General features: G+C 68.5%; 23 protein-coding genes. 12 read left to right on the forward strand and 11 right to left on the reverse strand.

The features are described 5' to 3' along the window. Positions 1–4 precede the first annotated feature (4 nt). Both STRCI_RS00935 and STRCI_RS00940 read left to right on the forward strand, forming a co-directional pair. Entirely contained in the window at positions 5–814 is an 810-nt protein-coding gene (locus tag STRCI_RS00935) for a LysR family transcriptional regulator (protein ID WP_269656838.1), read from the forward strand. A gap of 47 nt (positions 815–861) precedes the next feature. Continuing rightward, positions 862–1,512, forward strand: a complete 651-nt coding sequence (locus STRCI_RS00940; RefSeq protein ID WP_269664461.1) for a class I SAM-dependent methyltransferase — start codon at positions 862–864, stop codon at positions 1,510–1,512. Here STRCI_RS00940 and STRCI_RS00945 read toward each other — a convergent pair. Next, a complete protein-coding gene (locus tag STRCI_RS00945) occupies positions 1,502–1,822 on the reverse strand; it encodes a DUF6191 domain-containing protein (protein ID WP_269656839.1) in 321 nt (106 codons plus the stop codon). The genes STRCI_RS00940 and STRCI_RS00945 overlap by 11 nt on opposite strands. Positions 1,823–1,966: 144 nt before the next feature. Further along, complete coding sequence (locus STRCI_RS00950) at positions 1,967–2,362, reverse strand: DUF6223 family protein (protein ID WP_269656840.1); 396 nt, start codon at positions 2,360–2,362, stop codon at positions 1,967–1,969. Between the two features lie 257 nt (positions 2,363–2,619). On the opposite strand from STRCI_RS00950, the gene STRCI_RS00955 reads away from it, so the two are divergent. Continuing rightward, complete coding sequence (locus tag STRCI_RS00955; protein ID WP_269656841.1) at positions 2,620–3,747, forward strand: sensor histidine kinase; 1,128 nt, start codon at positions 2,620–2,622, stop codon at positions 3,745–3,747. Further along, positions 3,744–4,406: a response regulator gene (locus STRCI_RS00960; protein ID WP_269656842.1), complete on the forward strand. Its 663-nt coding sequence runs from the start codon at positions 3,744–3,746 to the stop codon at positions 4,404–4,406. Before STRCI_RS00955 ends, STRCI_RS00960 begins: the two co-directional genes overlap by 4 nt. Before the next feature lie 27 nt (positions 4,407–4,433). Here the strand turns inward: STRCI_RS00960 and STRCI_RS00965 are convergent, their stop codons facing one another. Both STRCI_RS00965 and STRCI_RS00970 read right to left on the reverse strand, forming a co-directional pair. Beyond that, positions 4,434–4,907 carry a hypothetical protein gene (locus STRCI_RS00965; protein WP_269656843.1) on the reverse strand — a complete coding sequence of 158 codons (474 nt, stop codon included), beginning with the start codon at positions 4,905–4,907 and terminating at the stop codon, positions 4,434–4,436. A gap of 80 nt (positions 4,908–4,987) precedes the next feature. Next, the gene (locus STRCI_RS00970) at positions 4,988–5,446 is read right to left on the reverse strand and encodes an Lrp/AsnC family transcriptional regulator (protein WP_269656844.1); all 459 of its coding nucleotides are present in this window, start codon (positions 5,444–5,446) and stop codon (positions 4,988–4,990) included. A 62-nt stretch (positions 5,447–5,508) separates the two neighbouring features. On the opposite strand from STRCI_RS00970, the gene STRCI_RS00975 reads away from it, so the two are divergent. The 3 genes from STRCI_RS00975 (at position 5,509) to STRCI_RS00985 (ending at position 7,537) form a co-directional block, all read left to right on the forward strand. Beyond that, entirely contained in the window at positions 5,509–6,243 is a 735-nt protein-coding gene (locus STRCI_RS00975; protein ID WP_418953298.1) for an AzlC family ABC transporter permease, read from the forward strand. Then, positions 6,236–6,565, forward strand: coding sequence for a branched-chain amino acid transporter permease (locus tag STRCI_RS00980; RefSeq protein ID WP_269656845.1), 330 nt, complete (start codon positions 6,236–6,238; stop codon positions 6,563–6,565). The genes STRCI_RS00975 and STRCI_RS00980 overlap by 8 nt, the downstream gene beginning before the upstream one ends. A gap of 177 nt (positions 6,566–6,742) precedes the next feature. Beyond that, the gene (locus STRCI_RS00985; protein ID WP_269656846.1) at positions 6,743–7,537 is read left to right on the forward strand and encodes a thioesterase family protein; all 795 of its coding nucleotides are present in this window, start codon (positions 6,743–6,745) and stop codon (positions 7,535–7,537) included. Positions 7,538–7,595: 58 nt separating this feature from the next. On the opposite strand, the gene STRCI_RS00990 is transcribed toward STRCI_RS00985, so the two are convergent. Continuing rightward, a complete protein-coding gene (locus STRCI_RS00990) occupies positions 7,596–8,213 on the reverse strand; it encodes an SRPBCC family protein (RefSeq protein WP_269656847.1) in 618 nt (205 codons plus the stop codon). Between the two features lie 77 nt (positions 8,214–8,290). Then, entirely contained in the window at positions 8,291–8,626 is a 336-nt protein-coding gene (locus STRCI_RS00995; RefSeq protein WP_269656848.1) for a hypothetical protein, read from the reverse strand. 404 nt (positions 8,627–9,030) lie between these two features. Between STRCI_RS00995 and STRCI_RS01000 the strand changes: the two genes are divergently transcribed. The 5 genes from STRCI_RS01000 (at position 9,031) to STRCI_RS01020 (ending at position 14,148) form a co-directional block, all read left to right on the forward strand. Continuing rightward, positions 9,031–9,792, forward strand: coding sequence for a DeoR/GlpR family DNA-binding transcription regulator (locus tag STRCI_RS01000; RefSeq protein ID WP_269656849.1), 762 nt, complete (start codon positions 9,031–9,033; stop codon positions 9,790–9,792). 81 nt (positions 9,793–9,873) lie between these two features. Then, positions 9,874–11,229 carry an ABC transporter substrate-binding protein gene (locus STRCI_RS01005; protein WP_269656850.1) on the forward strand — a complete coding sequence of 452 codons (1,356 nt, stop codon included), beginning with the start codon at positions 9,874–9,876 and terminating at the stop codon, positions 11,227–11,229. An 80-nt stretch (positions 11,230–11,309) separates the two neighbouring features. After that, entirely contained in the window at positions 11,310–12,269 is a 960-nt protein-coding gene (locus STRCI_RS01010; RefSeq protein ID WP_269656851.1) for a carbohydrate ABC transporter permease, read from the forward strand. Next, positions 12,266–13,162 carry a carbohydrate ABC transporter permease gene (locus tag STRCI_RS01015; RefSeq protein ID WP_269656852.1) on the forward strand — a complete coding sequence of 299 codons (897 nt, stop codon included), beginning with the start codon at positions 12,266–12,268 and terminating at the stop codon, positions 13,160–13,162. The genes STRCI_RS01010 and STRCI_RS01015 overlap by 4 nt, the downstream gene beginning before the upstream one ends. Next, complete coding sequence (locus STRCI_RS01020) at positions 13,159–14,148, forward strand: zinc-dependent alcohol dehydrogenase family protein (RefSeq protein WP_269656854.1); 990 nt, start codon at positions 13,159–13,161, stop codon at positions 14,146–14,148. The genes STRCI_RS01015 and STRCI_RS01020 overlap by 4 nt, the downstream gene beginning before the upstream one ends. 4 nt (positions 14,149–14,152) lie before the next feature. Here STRCI_RS01020 and STRCI_RS01025 read toward each other — a convergent pair whose 3' ends face one another. The 5 genes from STRCI_RS01025 to STRCI_RS01045 all read right to left on the reverse strand — a co-directional run bounded on the left by STRCI_RS01025 (position 14,153) and on the right by STRCI_RS01045 (position 23,780). Next, positions 14,153–15,763 (reverse strand): glycoside hydrolase family 13 protein, encoded by a 1,611-nt coding sequence (locus STRCI_RS01025; RefSeq protein ID WP_269656855.1) that lies wholly within the window; start codon positions 15,761–15,763, stop codon positions 14,153–14,155. A gap of 129 nt (positions 15,764–15,892) precedes the next feature. Then, positions 15,893–16,768: a carbohydrate ABC transporter permease gene (locus STRCI_RS01030; RefSeq protein ID WP_269656856.1), complete on the reverse strand. Its 876-nt coding sequence runs from the start codon at positions 16,766–16,768 to the stop codon at positions 15,893–15,895. A gap of 15 nt (positions 16,769–16,783) precedes the next feature. Beyond that, on the reverse strand, positions 16,784–17,743 hold the full coding sequence (locus tag STRCI_RS01035) for a carbohydrate ABC transporter permease (protein ID WP_269656857.1): 960 nt from the start codon (positions 17,741–17,743) through the stop codon (positions 16,784–16,786). A gap of 127 nt (positions 17,744–17,870) precedes the next feature. Continuing rightward, positions 17,871–19,283 (reverse strand): ABC transporter substrate-binding protein, encoded by a 1,413-nt coding sequence (locus STRCI_RS01040; RefSeq protein ID WP_269656858.1) that lies wholly within the window; start codon positions 19,281–19,283, stop codon positions 17,871–17,873. 219 nt (positions 19,284–19,502) lie between these two features. Beyond that, the gene (locus STRCI_RS01045; protein WP_269656859.1) at positions 19,503–23,780 is read right to left on the reverse strand and encodes a discoidin domain-containing protein; all 4,278 of its coding nucleotides are present in this window, start codon (positions 23,778–23,780) and stop codon (positions 19,503–19,505) included. Positions 23,781–23,839 lie beyond the last annotated feature (59 nt).

Here is a 23,839-nt window from a genome sequence, read left to right on the forward strand (position 1 = left end):
GGGTATGGATCTCGATCTGCGCAAGCTCCGCTACTTCGTCGCGGTGGCCGAGCACCGGCACTTCGGGCGAGCGGCGCAGCAGCTCTACATCACGCAGCCAGTACTCAGCCGTCAGATCAAGGCCCTTGAGCAGGAACTGGAGTGCACCCTGCTCGTCCGGACCACCCGCAGCGTGGAGTTGACCGCCGCCGGAAACCAGCTCTACGAGGAGGCGCAGGAGCTCCTCGCGACCGTCGCCTCGGCCGTTCGGCGCGTGCACGACTCCGATCAGGGCGTCCGCCGTCTCGTGGTCGCCTTCTCCCCCGGACTGCATGTGGCGGACGCGATCCGGGCGTTCGCATCCCGCCACCCCGAGGTCGAGACCGACGTGGTCCCGGCACCCTGGTGGCAGCAGGACGCCCCGCTCCGCAACGGCCGGGCCCATGTCGGTTACCTACGGCGGCAGTTCGACGAATCGGGCTTGCACGTCATCCCCATCGGCCGCGAACCCCGAGTCGCCTGCATGCCGGCGGCACACCCCTTGGCCTCCCGCCGGCACCTCACCTCCGCGGACCTCGACGACCAACGCCTCCTCGACGCACCCAAGCGCCGGACGACATCACTGGAGGAGAAGTTCGAACTCATCGCCTCCGGCCACGGCATCGCGCTGGTCCCGCTCGCCGTCGCCCAGTCCTACTCGCGCCCCGACCTCGTCCACCTCCCCGTCACAGACGCAACAGAGGTCGAGACATGCCTGGCCACCGCCGCAGACCGACACGACAGAGTCCTGCGCGACTTCGTGGAAACCGCCACGGCGACACTTCGGCGGGCATGAGCCCGCATGATGGTTGGGGCACCATTCCCCGAGCGGAGGAAGCCCAGATGGATGACGACGTTCTCCTGGCGGAGCAGATGGCCTACTACAGGGCAGGTGCGGCCGAATACGACCGGCCCTATGCGGCGTACGAACAATTGCAGAGGCTGCTGTCCGCCGTCGATGATCTCCCCATTGGCGGGGATGTGCTGGAGTTGGCCTGCGGAACGGGCCAGTGGACCCCGAGGCTTGCCGCGCGGGGTCGTTCGGTGACTGCTGTCGACGCGTCGGCCGAGGTGTTGGCCCTCGCTCGTGCGCGCACCGCGTCCCCCACAGTTCGGTTCATCCAGGCCGACTTGTTCGAGTGGCGGCCGCCACGACGCTACGACACCGTCTTCTTCGCCTTCTGGCTCTCCCATGTCCCGCCGAAGCGGCTGCCCGACTTCTGGAACTCCGTCGCCGCCGCTCTCGCACCGGGCGGCAGAGCGGTCTTCATCGACGACGGTCCGGCCGCCGCCACGGACGAGGAGGTCCTCACCGATCAGCCGACCCCTGCGGCACTGCGCCGACTCGACGACGGCAGCGAGTACCGCATCGTGAAGGTGTTCCACGAGGCCGACACCCTCAAAAAGGATCTCGCGGCTCGCGGTTGGTCGGTCCACGTCCGGGTTGAGGCCGAGAACTTCATCGGCGTTGCGGAGCCACCGTCTATCGGTTGACCTGCGGAAGCCGCACGACCGCGACCCCGCCCTCCAGGTCCACCGTGGTCCGGCGCGGCGGTGCCCCGTCCTCCTCGTCGTCTCGCATGATCAGAGCCGAATGGCGTTCTTTGAGTTCGCTCTGTTTCCCCGGCGAGAAGCTCGCGTGGAGTTGCTCGAAACCGGTCGCCGATATCTGGCCCTGCCGGACGCTGTTCCGCCACGGCAACAGGCCTGCTCTCCCGGCACGGAGAAGCAGTTGATCCACGAAGGCCACGGCGGTCAGCAGGATGACCAGTCCGGGCAAGGTCATGAAGACGGCGAACTCCATGACACGAGCATCGACGCCGTGAGGCCGATGGTGCAAGGCGCGCGGCGTGACAGTCGTGAGGCGAACGGCGGAGTCGCGGGGCGGGTACCACCGCCCCGAACTCCCGTCTCCGAGCCCCGCCGGAACAGGTCCCGGCGCTGCTCATCAGGTGGATCCGAGCCCCCGCGAGGGCTCGAAGCCGTCGACGGCCCGCTCACCGCGCAGGGAGCGGGTGCGAGCCCGCCAGCCAAGAGCCATGGCGGTCAGCCCCAGGGGGACGGCCAGGACGGCTCCCACCATCCCGTTGCCGGTGCCGGGGCCACCGCTGGAGGTCGCCAGATGCAGCACCGCGAGGGCCACGCCCACCAGCCCCACCGCCATGGCCGACAGGGCGCCGACCCGCGCGTTGCCCGTGCTGATCCGTCCGCCGAGGCGGGCCAGGGCCAACCCTCCGATGATCACGCCGATCAGTCCGACCCCGAGGGCCAGGTTGGCGCCCGTCCGTCCATCCCCGATGGCCCCGCCCTCGGCGGCCACCATCAGAACCTCTGCTGCGCTCATGCCGCTCTCCTCCTTCGTACATCGCACTTCGACATCGCAAAGTGCGCGGCGAAATCCGTGGTTTCGCTGTGCCTTGAGCGTGCCTGCCGACCGCACCGCCGGTCGTCCGGCGGATGCGGTGTCTTCGGCCTGCCGTCTACATGGCAGGTGACTGCCACGGATGCGGCAGGCCACGGACCGGTACCACGGCTGCGGTAGTCGTCCGCTCGTCCACAGGCGGGATTCGCCCGCGCCCGCGGCCCGGCTAGGGTGCGCGCATGGACACAGGGCGGATTCGCGTCCCGGCAGGTGCCATGGACTGGGCGATCGCCATCGGTGTGGCGGCACTGCTGCTGGGCACCGGGTTGTCCGGGCAGCACCCGGACGGGAACGGCGGACTGCTGGGCGTCGTGCTGCTGGCGGCGGGCGGGCTGGCGCTGGTCGCGCGCCGCAGGGCTCCGATCGCCGTGCTGGCCGTCACCGGCGTGTGCGCGGTGGGGTATGAGGCGGCGGGTTTTGAAGTGCTCGCCGTCCCTTACCTGGTCGCGGTCTACGGCGCCGTGCGGGCCGGGCATCGTGCCCTGATCGTGGCGGCATCCGTGTCCTTGCTCGTCGTTCTCCCGCTCACCGCCCTGCTCTTCCACGACGGGCCGGCCCGCGAGGCGTTCACGCAGGCCCGGAACGTACTGGAGATCGCCTGGTTGATCGCGGCCTTCTCCGCCGGGGAGGCACTGCGGCAGGCCGAGCGCCGGGCGGAGGAGGCCGAGCGCACCCGGGAGGAGACCGCTCGGCGCCGCGCGGACGAGGAGCGGCTGCACATCGCGCGGGAGCTGCACGATTCCCTCACCCACCAGATCTCGATCATCAAGGTGCAGTCCGAGGTCGCCGTCCACGTGGCCAGGAGGCGCGGCGAGCAGGTGCCCGACACACTGCTGGCGATCCAATCGGCCGGCCGTGAGGCGACGAGGGAACTGCGCGCGACCCTCGAAGCCCTGCGGGACGACGACACGACCCCGCCCCAGGGCCTCGAACACCTGCCGGAGCTGGTGGAGCGCGCCCGTTCCATGGGCCTGCAAGCGACGCTGACCGTCGACGGGCAACGGCACGACGTGCCGGCCGCTGTGGGACGCACCGCCTACCGCATCGTCCAGGAGGCCCTGACCAACACCGCCCGGCATGCCAGTGCCACCACTGCGACGGTCCGGATCCAGTACGGACCCGACGCGCTGTCCATCCAGGTCGACGACGACGGCAAGGCCACCCCCGACAGCGCCACGGTCCCCGGCCTGGGGCTGCTCGGCATGCGCGAACGCGTCACCGCGCTGGGCGGCCGTCTGCGTGCCGAACCGCGCGCCGAGCACGGTTTCACCGTCCAGGCCGAACTTCCCGTGGAACGAGCCTCATGATCCGTGTCCTGCTGGTCGACGACCAACCACTCATCCGCAGCGGCTTCCGCGCGCTGCTCGACCTGGAGGACGACATCGAGGTGGTGGCCGAGGCTTCCGATGGCGAACAGGGGGTGGCGCTCGCCGCGGAGCATCTTCCCGACGTGGCACTCATCGACATCCAGATGCCGGTCGTGGACGGCATCGAGGCGACCCGCCGCATCGCCGCGGACCCCGCCCTGGCCGATGTACACGTGGTCATGCTGACCAACTACGGCATGGACGAGTACGTCTTCGAGGCGCTGCGGGCCGGCGCCGCCGGGTTCCTGGTCAAGGACATCGTGCCGGAGGACCTCCTGCACGCCGTACGGGTCGCCGCCCGCGGCGACGCCCTGCTCGCCCCGTCCATCACCCGCAAGCTCATCCACCGCTACGTCGCCCAGCCCCTCCCCACCGCGACGGGCGCCGCACTGGCGGAGCTGACCGGCCGCGAACGCGAGGCGGTCGCCCTGGCCGCACAGGGCCTGACCAATGACCAGATCGCCGACACCATGGTGATCAGCCCGATGACCGCGAAGACCCACATCAACCGCGCGATGACCAAACTCCACGCCCGCGACCGAGCCCAACTCGTGGTGATCGCCTACGAGTCCGGCCTCGTCGCCCCACGCAACGGCTGACCTGACCACGCCCTCCGGTCCCCGGTATCAGCGGCCTCCGACGCCGCGAACCCAGACAGGGAAGGGCCGGGCCTCCTGCTCACGCCAGGCCTCTGACTCCTCCTGGACGTCCTCCAGGTCCGCCCAAGCCACCACGCCCGGCTCCCGGTCGCTCAGAAAGCCCTCAACGACCTGCCCAAGATCGCCAGTTGGGACGTACGCCCCGCCAAAGGGCAGCTGGTCCGCGGCCACCGTCCCGGTCGAGCACCGAAGCTGCCCGGCCTGCTCGTCATGCCATACGTAGAAGGTCGCCACCCCGGCGAAGCCCATCTCGCGGATGCGCAGGCGAATGCCTTCAGCGGTCCGTTCGAAGGCGGCAACCACTTCAGGAACGGTCAACGCCTGCCGGTCGTCGTCCCCCGCGTTCAGCCACCAGGTGTTGGTCTCCCACTCCACCCGCCGGTCAGCCGGCTCCAGCACCAGCGGCTCGTCCGCCACCTCGGCGATCCATGTCAACAACACCCCGCAAGTATCCCGGCACGGCCGGGACAACAGGAACCGGGGCGGCCTACTGCGCCAGATGGTGTCGCGAAGGCCAGTGCTCACCCTTCCCCTTTGATCTTCTTCATGGTCAGGTGAGAGGTGAGGCGCAGGACTGCGGGCAGGCCGCTGAGCTTGCCGGTGAGAAAGGTCTCGTAGGCCGCGTGGTCGGCGACGGCAACGCGGATGAAGTAGTCGGGGCGGCCGTACATCCGGCGGAACTCGATGACCTCCTCGTAGGAGGAGACGGTCGCCTCGAACTCCTCGAAGCTCTTGCGGTCCTGGGCGGAGATCTCGACGTCGACGAGGACCTCCAGTCCGCGCCCCGTGGCCGTGGGGTCGATGACGGCCCGATAGCCGGCGATGACGCCCGTCTCCTCCAGGCGCTTCACCCGGCGCAGACAAGGCGGCGGAGTCAGGCCGACCCGCTTGGCGAGTTCCACGTTCGTCAGCCGCCCGTCCTGGCGCAGATGAAACAAAATTTCTCGATCTACGGCATCCAGGCTCTCATCATTGCTCATCAATCCAGGATAGGGCCACAATACGAAACCATATGAGCGGCGAATCCTTCTAAAATGTCCTTATGCAAACACGTCCTGCCGCTCTCGCTGCGCCTCCCCCGCCAGCCGGGATGCCGTCGGATGCCCGTGTCGCACTCCGTGACACCGCCTCGGTCGGCCTGGGGTTCGTTCCGCTCGGTCTCGCCTTCGGAGCACTGTGCGTCCAGTCCGGTCTGGACTGGTGGTGGGCGGGCCTGTCGGCCGCGCTCGTCTTCGGCGGCTCGTTCGAGTTCCTGCTGATCGGCCTGGTCGTTGCCGTGGCTCCGCTGGCGTCGATCGCGCTCGCGGCCCTCATGGTGAACGTCCGGCACGTCTTCTACGCACTGTCGTTCCCGCTGCACCGGGTAGCGGGCCGCCTCGGCAAGACGTACAGCACGTTCGCGCTCTGCGACGAGGCGTATGCGCTGACCAGCGGCGAGCAGGCCCGCTCCTGGACCAGCCGACGGATCCTGTGCCTCCAACTCCTGCTGCACCTGTACTGGGCCGGGAGCGCGACGGCCGGCGCGCTCCTCGGCTCCCTCATCCCAGCCGGCGTCACGGGCCTGGACTTCGCCCTGACCGCCCTGTTCACCGTCCTCGCGATCGACGCCGTACGCGATCTCCGCGGCGACCTGCCGACGCCGCTCCTCGCCGTACTGAGCGCCCTGGCTGCCCGCCTGCTCTTCCCGGGCCAGATGCTGCCGGCCGCCTTCGCCCTGTTCACCGCCGGACTCCTGGCCCGTCGCCTCACCACGAGCAGGAAGCCGTGCCATGCCTGACACCACCTACGCCATCGCCGCGATCGGCGTCGCCGCCGCCGTCACCTGGGCGCTGCGTGCCCTGCCGTTCGCCGCACTCGCCCCGCTGCGGGCCAGCGGCACCGTTCAGTACCTCAGCACCCGCATGCCCGCCGGCGTCATGATCATCCTGGTCGCGTACTGCCTGCACGACCTCCCCTTGACCGAGGCTCGCGCCGCGACCCCCCTCGCCGCGCTCGGCACCACCGTCGGCCTGCACCTCTGGCGCCGCAACGCCCTGCTCAGCATCCTCGGCGGCACCGCCGTCCACGTGATCCTGGCCAGCACCCTCTTCGCGCACTAGGGCCTGTCGTTTGGATCAGGCCGGCTGCAGGAAGGGTGCAGTCCGGCTGGCCCGAGCGGCCCGCGACGCCGGACTGATCCAAACGACAGGCCCTAGGGGGCCGCGGCCCGCGCCCCACCCTGATGCGTGATAGATACATCAATCCCTAGGTTTTTCCCATCCGAGGAGACGGATCCCGTGACCACCGGCATCGTCGCGCGTGACAGCTACTACGAGCGGACAGGCGAGCACACCTACAAGCCCACGGCTCACGCGGGTGGTGCATGGCAGACGGATGAGCAGCACTTCAGTCCGCTCGCAGGGCTTGTCGTCCACGCGATCGAGCAGCACCTCGCCGACCGTCCCGGGAATCTGACGCTCGCGAGGATCAGTTACGACATCCTCGGCCGCCTCGCCCTCGACGAGTGCGAGATAGCCGTCGAAACCGTTCGCCCCGGCCGGACCATCGAACTCCTCGAAGCGACGGTGGTCATCAACGGTCGCCCGGTCGTCCGCGCCCGCGCCTGGCTGCTGGCATCCCTGGACACCTCGTCCGTGGCCGACAGCCCCCACGAGCGGCTCCCCGCCCCCGAGGAGCTCACTCCCTGGGCGATGGACGAGGAGTGGAACGGGGGCTACGTCTCATCGATCGACGTCCGCCGGATGCCTCCGTCCCGCAGGGGCCGCGCGGCGGCCTGGGTGTCGTCGCCCCTCGACCTGGTGGCGGGTGAGCCGAGCACCACCCTCGCCTCGTACATCGCGCTCGTCGACACGGCCAACGGCGTCGCCGTGCAGCAGGATCCCACCGCGTGGATGTTCCCCAACCTCGACCTGACGATCCATCTGCACCGGCAGCCACGGGGCCCGTGGACCGGTCTGGACACCACCGTCACCTTCGGCCCGACGGGACAGGGGCTCACCAGCAGCGTCCTGCACGACATCGACGGACCTGTCGGCCACGCCGAGCAGATCCTCACCGTGCGTCCCCTGTAGGTCCGCAACTGGCCGCCGGGCAGACGCGGTTCGCTGCGTCTGCCCGGTCGGCACATCGTCAACCCCGCGCCTCCGCCGCGGCCTTGAGGTCGTCCAGCCACCCCTCCAGGCCCATCCCGAGGATCTCGGTCGCGAGCGGGACATCCGCCTCGACCTGCTCACCGGTCCAGGTCTCCTCCGTGCGGACACGGACGCCGCCCTTGACCTTGGTGAAGGTCCACACGTGGACTCCTTCATCGATACGCAGCCCCTCACCGACCGCCGGCCCGGTCCACCGCAAGCACTTGTGCCGCTTCAGCTCCTGGACGGTGGAGGTGATTTCCAGCGTCGTCTCGGGGGTGCTGGGCGTGGCGGGTGCGGGCGTCGTCCAGCGGAACGCCGAACCCTCGCGCAGCCGTCCGGGGTCGAGGCGCTCGGCGCTGAGGACGGGCGACTGCCAGGCGGGCCAGCGTTCGACGTCGGTCTGCAGCTTCCAGATCGTCTCGATCGACGCGTCGATCACCACGTCGGTCGAGTAGCGGATCTTGGCGGCGGGGTCGACCCCCTCCCCGCGACAGGTCGGGGCGCCGGGGCGGGACGGTCCGGGATGAGCCGAGGCGGGCAGGGCGGCGGCACCGAGGACACCGGTGACGGCGAGTGAGATCGCGAGCGCGGTGGCGGTGCGGATGTTCAGCATGGCATTCCCCTTGTAAGTGAGCGATCGAATGTGCGCGCGGCGCTGGGCGGCGGGCAGGTGGGCTTCTGACGGTGCGTTCAGCGGCGGCCGGCCCGGTGAACGGCCACGATGAGAACGGCCGAAGCGGCAGGGATGAGGCCCAGGAACACGGGGTGTAGGTCCTTCGACAGGCTCGGGGCGCCGTCGGGCCGCGTCAGCCAGATCACGAGGGGGATCGCATAGACCGCCGCGACCAGCCCGGCCGCGCGGCGCACCGCCCGATCACGGGCCCGGAGCAGGGCGATCACGATCGGCACCGCCGCGAGCAGGGCGAACTGCCCGACCACCATGACAGGCGCCGCCCACGCGGAGATCGTCACCGCCAGGGGCACACGCCGGTGCTGACGCATGGGTGACATGGATGTCGCGCTCATGGGATTCCCCTCCAGTGGGAGCTAGAGACCTTGCCGTTCGTTAGATGTTCTAACGCGAAAACATAGCAAGAGTCAAGAACCTTAGTGACAGGTTCTAACTAGTGGCTGAAACCGGATCTCGCCGGTCGCACACCCCCGCCCGGAAGTGAATGGGCAGGGATCGGGCATTCCCGGACGGGCACACGGGCATCCGCTACCCGCGCCGCCAGGCCCTTCAGCCCGTCGCTCAGGGGCTCCGCGCTTCGGCAAACGGGCACATTCGGTCGTGAACTGTGCCACGACCAACCTGGCCGCACCCGCTTTCCCCTTGTAGAAATTTGGCCACCAGAGCCCGAGCGGGGGCCGGGCTCGGTAAAGCAGTCGGCGCGGGACAGCGCCCAGAGCCGGGAAACGGAGGTGTCGCCGTGGACGCCCATGAACGAAGACGCGGGATCCTGGAAACGGCACGCCGTTCCGGATGCGTGGATGTCGGACAGCTCTCGGTCGACCTCGACGTCTCCAAGGAGACGGTGCGGCGCGATCTGAACCTCCTGGAGAGGCAGGGGCTGGTCCGGCGCACTCATGGCGGCGCCTATCCCGTGGAGAGCGCGGGTTTCGAGACCACGCTCGCCTCGCGTACGACCATGTACGTCCCCGAGAAGGTGCGGATCGCGGCCGCCGCGGCCGCCCTGCTCGGGGATGCCGAGACCGTCTTCATCGATGAGGGCTACACCCCGCAGCTCATCGCCGCGGCCCTCCCCCGCGACCGGCCGCTGACCGTCGTCACCTCGTCGCTGGCCACCGCCGGCGGCCTGGCCTCCGCCCAGAACATCACCGTGCTGCTGCTCGGCGGCCGGGTCCGCGGCGGGACGCTGGCCACGGTCGACCACTGGGCGACCCGCATGCTCTCCGGCTTCGTCATCGACCTGGCGTATGTCGGCGCGAACGGCATCTCCCGCGAGCACGGGCTCACCACCCCCGATCCTGCGGTCAGCGAGGTCAAGTCCCAGGTCCTGCGCACCGCCAGACGTCAGATCTTCTCCGGGGTCCATACCAAGTTCGGCGCCGCGAGCTTCTGCCGCTTCGCCGAGGTCACGGAGTTCGAGGCGATCGTCACCGACGCCGGGCTGTCCGCCACCGAAGCCCACCGCTACTCACTACTGGGCCCTGAAGTCATCAGGGTCTGAGCCGCAGTTCACATCCGTCTCCCGACCCCGCACGTCCGGGGGCCTGGTTCCCCATGCCCCGAAACACTCCTGGAGTCAGTCATGCGCACACGAAGAATGGTCCACGCTCTCATCACGGCGACAGCCGCGGGCTCGGTGCTGGTCGCCTGCAGCGGGGCCGGGGGCTCGACGGGCTCCGGGGACGGCGACCGCAGCATCAACGTGCTGATGGTCGGCAACCCGCAGATGGAGGACATCGCCAAGCTCACGAAGGACACCTTCACCAAGGACACCGGTATCAAGGTGAACTTCACGATCCTTCCCGAGAACGAACTGCGCGACAAGGTCACCCAGGACGTCGCCACCCAGGCCGGCCAGTACGACGTGGCCACCATCGGCGCCTACGAGGTACCGATCTGGGAGAAGAACGGCTGGCTGCACGAGCTCAGTTCCTACGCCGACAAGGACGCGGGCTTCGACAAGGCCGACCTGCTCAAGCCGATGGTCACCTCGCTGTCCGGCTCCGACGGCAAGCTCTACGCCCTGCCGTTCTACGGTGAGTCGTCCTTCCTGATGTACAACAAGGACGTCATGAAGGCGAAGGGCATCACGGTGCCCGAGCGCCCCACCTGGCAGCAGATCGCCGACATCGCGGCCGAGGTCGACGGCGCCGAACCCGGCATGCGCGGCATCTGTCTGCGCGGTCTGGCCGGCTGGGGCGAACTCGGGGCGTCGCTGACGACCGTGGTCAACACCTTCGGCGGCACCTGGTTCACCGAGGACTGGAAGCCCCAGGTCAACAGCCCCGAGTTCAAGAAGGCGACGAACTTCTACGTCGACCTGGTCAAGAAGCACGGCGAGGCCGGAGCGGCCCAGGCCGGCTTCACCGAGTGCCTCAACGCCATGAGCCAGAAGAAGGTCGCGATGTGGTACGACGCGACCAGCGCGGCCGGATCGCTGGAGGACCCCGCCTCCAGCAAGATCGCCGGACATGTCGGCTACGCCTACGCGCCGACCGTCGAGACCAAGAGCAGCGGCTGGCTGTGGAGTTGGGCGTGGGCCATGCCCAAGACCACGAAGAAGGCCGACGCCGCCTCGGAGTTCATGCTGTGGGCCTCCAGCAAGGAGTACGAGAAGCTGGTCGGCGAGAAGCTCGGCTGGTCGCGGGTCCCGGCCGGCAAGCGGGCCAGCACCTATGAGATCCCGCAGTACCAGAAGGCCGCCGCGTCGTTCGGTGACATCACCCTGAAGTCCATCGAGCAGGCCGACCCGGCCAACCCCGGCATGCAGCCCAGGCCGACCGTGGGTGTGCAGTACGTGGCCATCCCCGAGTTCCAGGACCTGGGAACCAAGGTCACCCAGGAGATCTCCGCCGCCATCGCCGGCAAGGCCGATGTGGACGACGCGCTCAACGACGGCCAGAAGCTCGCCGAGGACGTCGCGAAGAACTATCAGTGACCCTCTCCAACCGCCCGGCCGGCCCCAGCGCCGGCCGGGCACCTTCTCCCACCCCGGCCGTCACCGGCAGAGGAAAGTCCATGACCACGCTCACCGCTCCGCCCAAGACCGCACCGCCGCCCACCCGCCGACGCATGTCCAAGGGAAGCGGCCAGTGGCGCCGCCGCCTCCCGCTGCTGCCGGCGCTCGTCTTCACCGTCGTCGTCACCCAACTCCCCTTCGTGGCCACGATCGTCATCTCCACCTTCCAGTGGAACATCCTCAGGCCGGGCGAGCGGCACTTCGTCGGCCTGTCCAACTTCTCGTTCGTCTTCACCGACGAGCGCCTGCGGACGGCGGTGCTCAACACCATCGTCCTCACCGCGTCCGTGGTGCTCATCAGCGTGGTCCTCGGCCTCGGTCTGGCGATGCTGCTCGACCGCCGCTTCCTGGGCCGCGGACTGGCCCGGACGATGCTCATCGCGCCGTTCCTGGTGATGCCCGTCGCGGCGGCGCTGCTGTGGAAGCACGCCCTCTACAACCCGGACTACGGACTGCTCAACGGCACCCTCAACGCCGTCTACCGCCTGTTCGGCGCGGACAACGGCCCCACGATCGACTGGGTGTCCTCCTACCCCATGCCCGCGGTCGTGCTGTCGCTGGTGTGGCAGTGGACGCCGTTCATGATGCTGATCCTCCTGGCCGGTCTGCAGGCACAGCCCGGTGACGTCCTGGAGGCGGCCCGCGTCGACGGAGCCTCGGCCATGGCGACCTTCCGGTTCGTCACCCTGCCGCATCTGCGCCAGTACATCGAACTGGGCATCCTGCTCGGCACGATCTACGTCGTGCAGACCTTCGATGCCGTCTACACCATCACCCAGGGCGGTCCGGGCTCCCGGACGACCAACCTGCCCTACGAGATCTACCTGACCATGTTCCGCAAGTACGAGTACGGCCAGGCGGCCGCCGCCGGAGTCGTCGTCGTGCTCGGCTCGATCGTGATCGCGACCTTCGCGCTGCGCACCATCGCGTCGCTGTTCCGCGAGGAGGTGTCCCGATGACCCACGCCGCGACTCACCCGGCCACGGCCGCGCCCGGCGCGCGCCTGAAGAAGATCGTCCGCCGCAAGGACGACCGCAACGGCTCGCCCCGGCTGTCCCCTCTGTGGACGTTCGTCACCTGGCTCGCCACGCTGGCGTTCTTCGCACCGGTGGCGTGGATGGTGCTCACCTCCTTCCACCAGGAGGCGGACGCGGCGACCAATCCGCCCACCCCGTTCGCCCCGGTCACCTTCGACCAGTACAAGCTGCTGTTCAGCCGGGACGTCACCCCGTTCCTTCTCAACTCGGCGATGGCGAGCATCATTTCGACCCTGCTGGTGCTCGCCCTGGCGGTGCCCGCGGCCTACGCGCTGTCCATCAAGCCGGTCAAGAAGTGGACCGACGTGATGTTCTTCTTCCTGTCCACGAAGTTCCTCCCGGCCATCGCGGCCTTGCTGCCGATCTACCTGATCGTCAAGGACGCCGGGATGCTGGACAACGTGTGGACGCTGGTCATCCTCTACACCGCCATGAATCTGCCGATCGCGGTGTGGATGATGCGCTCGTTCCTCGCCGAGGTGCCCAAGGAGATCCTGGAGGCCGCCGAGGTCGACGGCGCCAGGCTGCTCACCGTGCTGTGGCGGATCGTCGCGCCGGTCGCCATGCCGGGGCTCGCCGCCACCTCGCTGATCTGCTTCATCTTCAGCTGGAACGAGTTCATGTTCGCCGTGAACCTCACCGCGACCAACGCCTCGACCGCGCCGGTCTTCCTGGTCGGCTTCATCACCAGTGAGGGCCTCTTCCTGGCCCGGCTCTGCGCCGCGGCCACGCTGGTCTCCCTTCCGGTCCTCATCGCCGGTTTCGCCGCCCAGGACAAACTGGTCCGCGGCCTGTCCCTAGGAGCAGTCAAGTGAAAGCCGCCGTCATCGAAGCCCCCGGCAAGGTCACCGTCACCACGGTGCCCGACCCCACTCCCGGGCCGCGCGAGGTCGTGGTCGATGTGGCGGCCTGCGGGCTGTGCGGGACCGATCTGCACATCCTCCAGGGCGAGTTCGCGCCGACGCTGCCGATCGTGCCCGGCCACGAGTTCGCCGGCGAGGTGGTGGGCCTCGGCAGCGAGGTCACCGAACTCGCGCTCGGTGACCGGGTCGCCGTGGACCCCTCGCTGTACTGCAACGAGTGCCGCTACTGCCGGGTCGGCCGCAACAACCTGTGCGACCGGTGGCGGGCCATCGGGGTGACCGTGGCCGGTGGCGCCGCCGAGTACGCGGTGGCCCCCGTCGCCAACTGCGTACGCCTGCCCGACCATGTGGACGTCCAGGACGCGGCCCTGATCGAGCCCCTGTCCTGCGCCGTGCGCGGCTACGACGTGCTCAGGAGCAGGCTCGGCTCCCATGTGCTGATCTACGGCAGCGGCACCATGGGCCTGATGATGCTGGAGCTGGCCAAGCGCACCGGAGCCGCGTCGGTGGACGTCGTCGACGTCAATCCGCAGCGGCTGGCGACGGCCGAGAAGCTGGGCTCCTCCCGGACGGCGCTCTCGGCCGACGAATTGGAACGGCCGGCCGGCTGGGACGTCGTCGTCGACGCGACCGGCAATGCCGCCGCCATCCAGGACGGACTCGAACGGGTCGCCAAGGCCGGCACGTTCCTCCAGTTCGGTGTCTCCGACTACGCGACGACGGCCACCATCTCGCCGTACCGCATCTACAACCAGGAGATCACCATCACCGGCTCCATGGCGGTACTGCACAGTTATGAGCGCGCGGCCGAACTGTTCGCCAACGGGGTGCTCGATCCTGAGGTGTTCATCAGCCACCGACTGCCGCTGGCGCAATACCCGCAGGCACTGGAGCAGTTCGCCTCCGGACAAGGGCGCAAGATCGTCGTCGTGCCGTGAACGGTCACACGCGGATCCATGCCGTCGTGTCCTGAGGCAGGCGGCCGTCGTCGTCGAGCGGGTCGCTGACGAGGATCAGTTCGCGGTGCGGGGGCAGTTCGACGGGCCTGGCGGAGAAGTTGACCACGCAGACCAGGCCCTGCGGACGGCTGAAGGCCAGGACTCCGTCCTCGGTGGGCTGCCAGGTCATGGGGCCGTCGCCGAAGCCGCGGGTGGAGCGGCGGATGAGCAGCGCCTCGCGGTACAGCGTGAGCATCGAGGCCGGGTCCAGGCTCTGCCGGTCCACCGCGTACGTCGTCCAGTCCTCGGGCTGCGGCAGCCACGGCTCGCCCGGCGCGGTGGTGCCGAAGCCCGCGTAAGGGGCCTCCGCGGCCCAAGGGAGCGGTACGCGGCAGCCGTCGCGGCCGGGATCGGTGCCGCCGGAGCGGAAGTGCATGGGGTCGAGGATGCGTTCGCGTGGGATGTCGGCCTCGGGCAGGCCCAGCTCCTCGCCCTGGTAGAGGTAGACCGAGCCGGGCAGGGCCAGGGTCAGCAGGGCCGCCGACCTGGCCCTGCGGGTGCCCAGGCCCAGGTCGGTGGGGGTGCCGAAGGCCTTGGTCGCGAAGTCGAAGGCGGTGTCCGTACGGCCGTAGCGGGTGACGGTCCTGGTGACGTCGTGGTTGCACAGGACCCAGGTGGCGGGCGCCCCGACCGGGGCGTGTTCGGCGAGGGTGGCGTCGATGACGGCGCGCAGTCGCTTCGACTCCCAGGCGCAGGTGAGGAAGTTGAAGTTGAACGCGGTGTGCAGTTCGTCGGGGCGGAGGTAGCGGGCGAAGCGCTCCGCGTCGGGCAGCCAGACCTCACCGACGAACATGGCGCCGTACTCGTCGGCGATCGACCGCCAGGAGCGGTAGATGTCGTGCAGTTCGTCCAGGTCGACGTACGGGTGGGGGTCGACGCCCTTCTCGAAGCCGGGGAGGGCGGGGTCCTTGGCGAGCAGGGCCGCGGAGTCGATGCGTACGCCCGCGACGCCGCGTTCGAACCAGAAGCGCAGGATGTCCTCGTGTTCCCGGCGGACTTCGGGGTGCGCCCAGTTCAGATCGGGCTGCTCGGGGGTGAACAGGTGGAGGTACCACTCGCCGTCCGGCACTCGGGTCCAGGTGGTGCCGGAGAACTCCGACGGCCAGTCGTTGGGCGGGAGTTCGCCGTTCTCGCCGCGGCCCGGGCGGAAGTGGAAGCGGGCGCGCTCGGGGCTGCCGGGGCCCGCCGCCAGGGCGTCCTGGAACCAGGGGTGCCGGTCGGAGACGTGGTTGGGCACGATGTCGACGATGACGCGGATGCCGAGCGCGGCGGCTTCGGCGATCAGCTTCTCGGCCTCGTCGAGGGTGCCGAAGGCCGGGTCGATGGCACGGTAGTCGGCGACGTCATAGCCGCCGTCGACCATCGGGGAGGCGTACCACGGTGTGAACCACACGGCGTCGACACCGAGTTCGGCGAGGTAGGGCAGTCTCGCTCGGACGCCCGCGAGATCACCTGTGCCGTCGCCGTCGCCGTCGGCGAAGCTGCGCGGGTACACCTGGTAGATGACGGCATCGCGCCACCAGTCGTCGGTGCGGGGCGAATGAGGGGCTGCCACGTGACGGTCCTTTCGGGCAGGTCTGGTTCTTCGCCGCCGTCCCGGATGCGGCGGGGCATGGTTTCGACGGGACGGCGGCGAAGGCTTCATGGTGAGTGAGCGCGCCTGGCTGATGGCCGGCCCCCGGTGTCAGCCCTTGAGGCTGCCGGCGGTGAGGCCGCTCATGATGTTGCGCTGGAAGATCAGGAAGATGAGCAGGGTCGGTACGGAGGCGATGGTCAGGGCGGCGATCAGGACGTTCACCGGTACGCCGTTGGACAGCGAGTAGATACCGACGTTCAGGGTCTGCTTGGCCGGGTCGGGCAGGGTGAGCATGGGCCAGAGGAAGTCCTTCCAGATCCCGACGACCGCGAAGATCGAGACCACGCCCAGGATGGGCCGCGAGATCGGCAGGACGATCGACCACAGGATGCGCATCGGGGACGCGCCGTCCATGGCGGCCGCGTCGAGCAGCTCCTTGGGAATGGAGTCGAAGAAACGCTTGAGCAGGAAGATGTTGAAGGCGTTCGTCACGGACGGCAGCCAGATCGCCCACGGGGTGTTCAGCAGGTTCCGCTCGAAGATCGGCACGTCGAGCACGGTCAGGTACTGCGGTACCACGAGCACGGTCGCCGGAATCATCAGCGTGGCCAGCATCATGCCGAGGATGGCCTTGCCGAGCACCGGGCGCAGCCGGGACAGCGAGTAGGCGGCGGCGACGTCCAGGACGAGCTGGAAGGCGAGAGCTCCGAAGGCGTAGAAGAGGGTGTTCAGGAGCAGGGTGGACAGGTCCATGACGTCCCACGCCCGGCTGTAGTTCTCCGGTGTGAAGGAGTCCGGGACGAGGGTCGGCGGGGTCTGGATGACCTCCTGGGTGTCCTTGAAGCCGCTGGAGACCAGCCAGTACAGCGGGCCGAGGAAGACCAGGGTGAAGCCGCCGATCACGATGGTGAAGGTGGCCCAGTAGAGGAACTTGCCGCGGGGCTTGGCGAGTTGGGCCGGTGAGATGAGGGTGCGCGTGGACATGGTGGTCTCCCCGGGCTACTCGTCGTCGGCGCGGCTGAGCTTGACGTATGCCGCCGAGAACGCGGCGAGCAGTACGAGCAGGAGCAGGCCGAGCGCCGCCGCGGCACCGTAGTTGTTGAAGTTGAAGGCGTACTGGTAGATGAGGTAGACGACGGTGGTGGTGGACCCTTCGGGTCCGGCGCCGCCGGTGAGCAGGAAGGGCTCCACGAAGACCTGCATCGTGGCGATGACCTGCATGAGCAGCATCAGCGACAGGATCAGGCGGGTCTGCGGGATGGTGACGTGCCAGATCTTGCGGAAGAGGCCGGCGCCGTCGAGTTCGGCGGCCTCGTACAGCTCGCCGGGGATGCCCTGGAGCGCGGCGAGGTAGATGAGGGTGGCGCCGCCCATGTTCATCCAGGTCGCGGCGATGACCACGGAGAGCATGGACAGGTCGGGGTCCTGGAGCCACTGCTGCGCGGGCAGGTGGAGGAAGCCGAGCAGTTCGTTGAGCAGGCCGTACCCGGGATCGTAGAGGTACTTGAAGAGCAGCACAGAGGCGACCGGGGGCAGCATCACCGGGAGGTAGACCAGCAGCCGGAGGTAGCCCTGGCCGTGCTGGAACTCGTTGATGACGATGGCCACGACGAACGGGACGACGAAGCCGAGCAGCAGGGCAAGCACGGTGAACAGGACCGTGTTGCGCCAGGCCTGCCAGAAGGCGGGGTCGTTGAAGACGGTGCGGAGGTTGTCCAGGCCGACCCAGGTGGTGTCGCCGCCCTCGGTCTTCTGGAAGGCGAGCAGGAACTCCCTGATCATCGGGTACCAGGAGAAGAACGCGAAGCAGAGGACCGCGCCGATGAGGAAGCCGTGGGCGGTGAGGTTGCGGCGCAACTCCTTGGCGAACCGGCCGCCTTGTGGTGCTGAGCCCGCCCTCTTGTGGGTCGAGGGGCGGGGAGTGTTCCCCTTGGTCGGGGTCAGGCTCGGGGCCGACATCGTCGCTCCTTGGTGCTGATGGCCGGGTTGCTGTCTCGCGGGGGCCGCGTGGTCGTGGGCCGCGGTGGTGGGCGCGGCGTTCCCGGCAGGGGCGGGGTGACGGGGCCCGCCCCTGCCGGGAGGTCGGTCACTGGTTGGCCAGGACCTGGTTGACCTGTGACTCCGCGGTGTCGAGGAGCTTGTCGATGTCGGCGTCCTTGTTGGTGAGGATGCCGGACATGACGTTGTCGAGGATCTTGTAGACCTCCTGCGCCTTCGGCGGTTCGGCCTTGCCGGCGACGGGGTTGTCCATGAACGTCTTGAAGTTGGCGACCGGCATGGTGGCGTGCTCGGCGCGCGCGGCGTCGTCCTTGGTCTTCGACTCGTTCAGCCAGAAGTTGGGCTGCGGAACGCCGACGGGGAGCTTGTCGGCCTTGGTGCGCTCCCACTCGAACTGGCCCTTGCCGACGGTGAGGTTCTTGAAGTTCAGCCAGGCTATGGCGGCCTTGATCTTGTCGGAGGAGATGCCCTCCTTGATCATGTAGTTGTTGCCGCCGGCCAGGGTGCTCTTGCCACCGGGTATCGGGCCCATGCCGAAGTTCTCGTACTTGGCGCCGAGTTGCTGGACCATGTAGGCGATGTCATCGGGGGCGGCGAGGAACATGCCCAGCTTGTCGGTGGCGATCTGCTTCTGCAGGTCGCCCCACTTCAGCAGCTGGGTCTTGCCCATGCTGTCGTCCTCCCAGCGCATGGCGTGGAGGTTCTCGGCGACCTGCTTGCCGAGGTCGGTGTTGAACGCGGCCTTCTTGCCGCCGGCGTCCACCACGTCGCCGCCGACGCTGTACATCTGCGCGGTGAAGTGCCAGCCGCCGGTGTTGCCCGCGCTGTACTCGCCGAACCCGGCGATGCCGTCGCCGAGGTCGGCGATCTTCTTGGCCGCGGTGCGGACCTCCTCCCAGGTGCGCGGGGGGTTGTCCGGGTCGAGGCCGGCCTCCTTGAACAGCTTGCGGTTGATGAGCAGGCCCATCGTGTAGTTGCTGGTGGGCAGGCCGTAGAGCTTGCCCTCGTGCTGGAGCGAGCCCAGGACGTTCGGGTCGATGTCCTTGAGCAGGGGCACGGTCTGGTCATTGACGTAAGCGGTGATGTCCTCCGCGCCGTCGTGGTCGAGCACCTGCGGCAGGTCGGTGAAGTAGGTGTAGAAGACGTCCGGCTGCGACTTCGCCTTGAGCATGGCGGTGAACCGCGGCGGCTCCAGGCACTGACCGGGAGTGGACCGGCCCTCGATCGTGACGTTCGGGTAGGTCTTGTTGAACTCGGCGACGTCCTCCTTCCACTCCTTGAGCTCTGCCGCCTTCGCCGTGGGGGGCATGCAGTCGATGGTGATGGTCACCTTCGTCTTCGGGTCCAGAGGCGCGGACGGGTCAGCCGAGGCGTTGTTCCCGGATTCGTCGTCGCTGTCGTTACTGCTGGTGCCGCAGGCGGCGAGTGCGGTCAGCGTGAGCGCGGAAACGAGAGTGGCCGCAACTGTGCGGCGGGCACGGCGGATCCGGGCACTTCTCATGAGTGGCCCCCTTCGGGCATGAACGTGGGAATCGCCCCATCACTGATGCGTTGCGAGGCGTGGCACACTCAACCACCCACGACAACTGAACGCAAGATCTCGCGCTGATTTCGTAAATGAGCGACAGGACTCCGAACGTAGGCGGCTGTCACAGGGCACAACGGCGACCGGGACCCATCGCTCTGGGCCCCGGTGCCATGCCGAAGTGCTGGTTCGGCGCTAGGGGTTGTTGATGATCCTGAACGTGGACGTGGTGTTGCGGATGTCCACCGCGTTGTTGCTCATGGTCAGGCCGTTGAAGGTGACCTCACCCACCGCCGGGCCCTGGCCCGCCTCGGGCATCTCGTTCGCCCAGAGACCGAAGCCGGACTTGGCGTCGTAGGCGTCGCCGCTCTTGCGGGCGCCGGTGATGGAGATGTCCGTGAGGACGGTGTCCTTGATCGGGAACTGCGGCTGGCCGCCGACGTAGTTCGTCTGGAACATGATCCCGCTGTAGGTGGGATCGACGATGTCGACGTTGCTCACCCGGATGCCCTGGAACACCTTCGAGGCGGAGAACAGCCAGATGCCGGGGAAGGTCTGGTTGCCCCAGAAGTGGCCGCCCGCCCGGACGATGGAGATGTTCTCGAAGGTCGTCGGCTCGGTCCCGAAGCCGTTCATCGGGTACCCGAAGTCCAGCGACGAGATCGTGATGCCGGAGTAGACCAGCGTGTCCGCGATATGGATGTTGCGGAACGTGTTGCGGTAGCCGCCGTAGACGGCGATACCCGCCGCTCTCCAGGTCAGGGTGGTGGTGAGGTTCTCGTAGACGTTGTTGAGCATGTCGGCGCCGCCCGCGTCGATCGCCGAGAACAGCGCGAAGCTGTCGTCGCCGGTGGCCCGGGCGTCGTTGTTGGTGACGTGGTTGTCCGTCGACCCGTTGGTCATGTTGACGCCGTCGGCGAACATGTTCCGGATCCGGGAGTTCTCGATGGTGATCCGGTCGCTGTTGGCGCCCCAGTAGAGGCAGACCATGTGCTCGTTCCAGATGTTGTCGATCGTGATGTTCGCGACGTTCGCGAAGTCGAAGACCTTGCCCGGTCCGTCGATGCGCGAGGTGTAGTTGCCGAAGTAAGCGAAGCCCTGGAACACCGAGCCTTGCGCGGTGTTGTCGGCGCGGAAGCCCACGTCGGTGTTCTCCTGTGCGGCGGGGGCGTGGAACCTGGTGTACCAGGGCCCGGCGCCGATCACCTTGACGGCCTTGCCGTAGACCTGGAACTTGCTGCTGGTCTCGTAGGTGCCCGGCGGCAGGTAGACACCCTCGTACGCGGTGTTCATGCGCGCCTGGTCCAGGGCGTTCTGCACGGCCTGGTGGGTGAAGCCGGCCGGGACCACGTAGCGGGCCGGGTCCGGGTTGGGCACCGCGGCGACCTGCTCCGTGTTGATGAAGTCGATCGCGTAGGTGGAGGTGTTGGCGGCGTCCTTCTGCAGCCGGATCTTGCTGCCCGCGGGCACCGTCTCGTCGAGGAAGATGTTGGCCTCGTCGTAGATGTGCCGCGGTCCGCCCGCGGACGGGGAGTTGCCGGGAGAGGCCTCCGCCCCGTACAGCCAGGCGTACTTGGAGGTCAGCGGCATCGCCTTCTTGAAGGCTCCGTCGACGTAGACGTTGATGGTGGAGTTGATGCCGCCGCCGCCCGCCGCGTCCGGGATGGAGAAGCGGGTCACCAGGGTGTTGGTCGAGGCGCGGGTGGTGAACTCGACGTACTCGCCGGTCGCGTCCAGATTCACCGCCTTGCGGCCCGAGGCCTCGCCCGCGATGTCACCGACGGTGCGGTTGGGCCCGACGACCGCCGCGCCACCGCCCACGGCACCGTCCTCCGCCTCGTACATGTCGTACGGCATGTTGGCGCCGCGGCCGACGAACAGGGGCTGAGAGGTGCTGTTGTTCTCCCGCTTGACGGGGACCTCGTTGGCGTCGTCTGCGACGGTGACCTTGACCGTGTAGGAGCCGTTGGCCGCGGTCCACGGTCCCAGGTCCACGGCGGAGGCCGTGTCACCCGCGCCGATGGCGCCGCTGTAGGCACCGGTGAGGGTCTTGACGGTGTTTCCGGAGGAGTTGACCAGCGACAGGGTCAGGCCGTGGCTGCCGCCCGCGGACGCCACCGTTCCCTGGTTCTTCAGGGTGACCTTGAACGACACGTTCTGCCCGGCCGAGGGGCTGGAGGGCGAGGTCGCCACGGAGGAGACGACCAGGTCGGAGCTGTCCACCGGCCGCACCACCAGGGAGGTGGGGCGGGTGTAGGTGTTGTTGCTCTCGTTCTGCTCGATGACCCGCTCGCCGTCGTCGGCGACCGCGCTCAGCTGGTAGGTGCCCGCGTCACGGGCCCCGATGGAGGCGCTGACCGTGGTCTGCGCACCCGCGGCGAGCGCGCCGACATCGGCCGAGGCCACCTTCGTGCCGCCCAGCCGCAGCGCGACACTGCTGGCGGCCGCGGCGGCGGTGCCGTCGTTGCGGACGACCGCCGAAACAGTGATCCCGTCGGTCTCCACCGGCGAGGCCGGAGCGGTCGTCAGGCCGGTGACCACGAGGTCGGGGTTCGGGGCCGGGGCTCCGATGACCTGCAACTCCGCGACCTGCGCACCGGGCGCGCCGGTGTTGGAGGTGAAACGGAGCTGGACATCGGCGACGCGCGCGGTGACCGGGATGGTGACCGTGTTCGCGCCCGAGGACGGGCTGAAGGAGTAGTCGCGGGCCGCGACAAGGCTGGTGTACGCCGAGGCGCTCTGCTCACGCCCGAGGACCTGGATGTTCTGCGTCCGGGCTCCCCAGGCCGCGTCCGGGTTGAGCTTGACCACGACGCTGGTGATGTCGGCGTTGGCGTCCAGCTTCGTCGTCAGCGTCGAGGGGAAACCGGCCGACTCCCAGTAGGTGGCGACGTTGTTGTCGTTGGCGTTGGTCGCCACGAACGTCTGGGTGGTGGAAGAGCCCTCGATGGGCTTGCCGATCGCCAGGTTCGAACCACCGGAACTGCCGTTTCGGGTGACGGAGTTGCTCGGCCCGGACACATTGCCCGCGGCGTCCTTGGCACGCACCTGGTAGGTCACCGTCGCCGAGGCCGGCTGGGTGTCGGTGAACGTGGTGACGTTTCCTGCCACGCTCTCCCGCAGGGTGTTGTTGGCGTAGATGTCGTAGCCGGTCACCCCGGTGTTGTCGCTCGACGCCGTCCAGGTGAGCCTGATCTGGTTCGCCGCGGGCTCGGTGTACTGGAGGTTCGTCGGCGCCGTGGGCGCCTGGGTGTCTCCGGACTCGCCGATACGGGTGACGGTGTTGCTGTCCCCCGACTGGTTGCCGGCGGCGTCCTTCGCGCGCACCCGGTAGGAGACGGTCTGGCTCGCCGGGCGGTTGTCGGTGAAGGTGGTCACGTCACCGTCGACGGTGGTGAGCAGCTCACCGTTGGCGTAGATGTCGTAGCCGGTGACACCGGTGTTGTCGCTCGACGCCGTCCACGTGAGCCTGATCTGGCCCGTGCCCGGCTGTGTGTAGGCCAGGTTGGCGGGCGCGGTGGGCGGCTGGGTGTCGCCGGTGGCGGGTCCGTAGATCTCCAGTTCGGAGATCTGCGCCGCCGGGTGCTCGGTGTTGGCGGTGACCAGGATCCTCACGTACCGCGTGGTCGTGGGGTTGAAGGTGATCGACGTCGACTGCCCGTTCGCGGTGTTGAAGGGGTACGCCTGGGACGCGGTCAGGTCGGTGAAGGTGGTTCCGTTGGTGCTGCCCTGGACCTTGAGCGTCTGGCTGCGCCCGCCCCATCCGTCGGGCGGGCGGAGCACGACGCGGTCGATGCTCAGGCTGGAGCCGAGGTCGGCCTGGAGCCACTGGGGCAAGGCGTTGTTGGTGCTCTCCCAGTACGTCGCCTTGTCGCCGTCGTTGGCGTTGGCGGTGCCGTAGCCGCTCTGGCTGCCGCTGGCCGTCAGGGTCTTGCCGGAAGCGAGGTTGCCGCTCGAACCGTCGGCGGCGTGCACTTCGAGTTCGGAGAGCTGGGCGGCCTGCCAGCCGGTGTTGGCCGTGATGTTGACCCGTACGTAGCGGGTCTGGGAGGCCGGGAAGGCGACGGTGACGGTGTTGGCGGCGCCGGGGTCGAAGGAGTAAGTGGCGGACGTCTTCAGGGTGGAGAAGCTCGTGCCGTCGCTGCTGCCCTGGATGGACAGGGTCTGGTTCCGGCTCTCCCAGGAGGCGGGCAGCTTCAGGACGACCTCGTCCACCCGGGTGGTGGTGCCGAGGTCGGTCTGGACCCACTGGGGCAGGGCGGAGCCCGCACCTTCCCAGTAGGTGGCCTGGTTGCCGTCCGTCACATTGGCGGCGCCGTAGCCGGTGTGTGTGCCGCTGGCTGTCGCGGGGTCGCCCAGGGCGATGTTGGGGCCTCCGGCGGCGGAGGCCGACAGTGTCGTGGTGCCCAAGGCCAGGAGGCTGGTCACGATCACGGCGCACAGGCTCCGCGATCTCCAGTGCTGGGTTCTCATCTGTCCCCGATCTCGGCCCCGTCGCCCGAACGGACGACGGGGCACGCTTCAGTGGAAGG

The sequence above is a fragment of the Streptomyces cinnabarinus genome (genome assembly GCF_027270315.1).
Taxonomy (GTDB): Bacteria; Actinomycetota; Actinomycetes; order Streptomycetales; family Streptomycetaceae; genus Streptomyces; species Streptomyces cinnabarinus.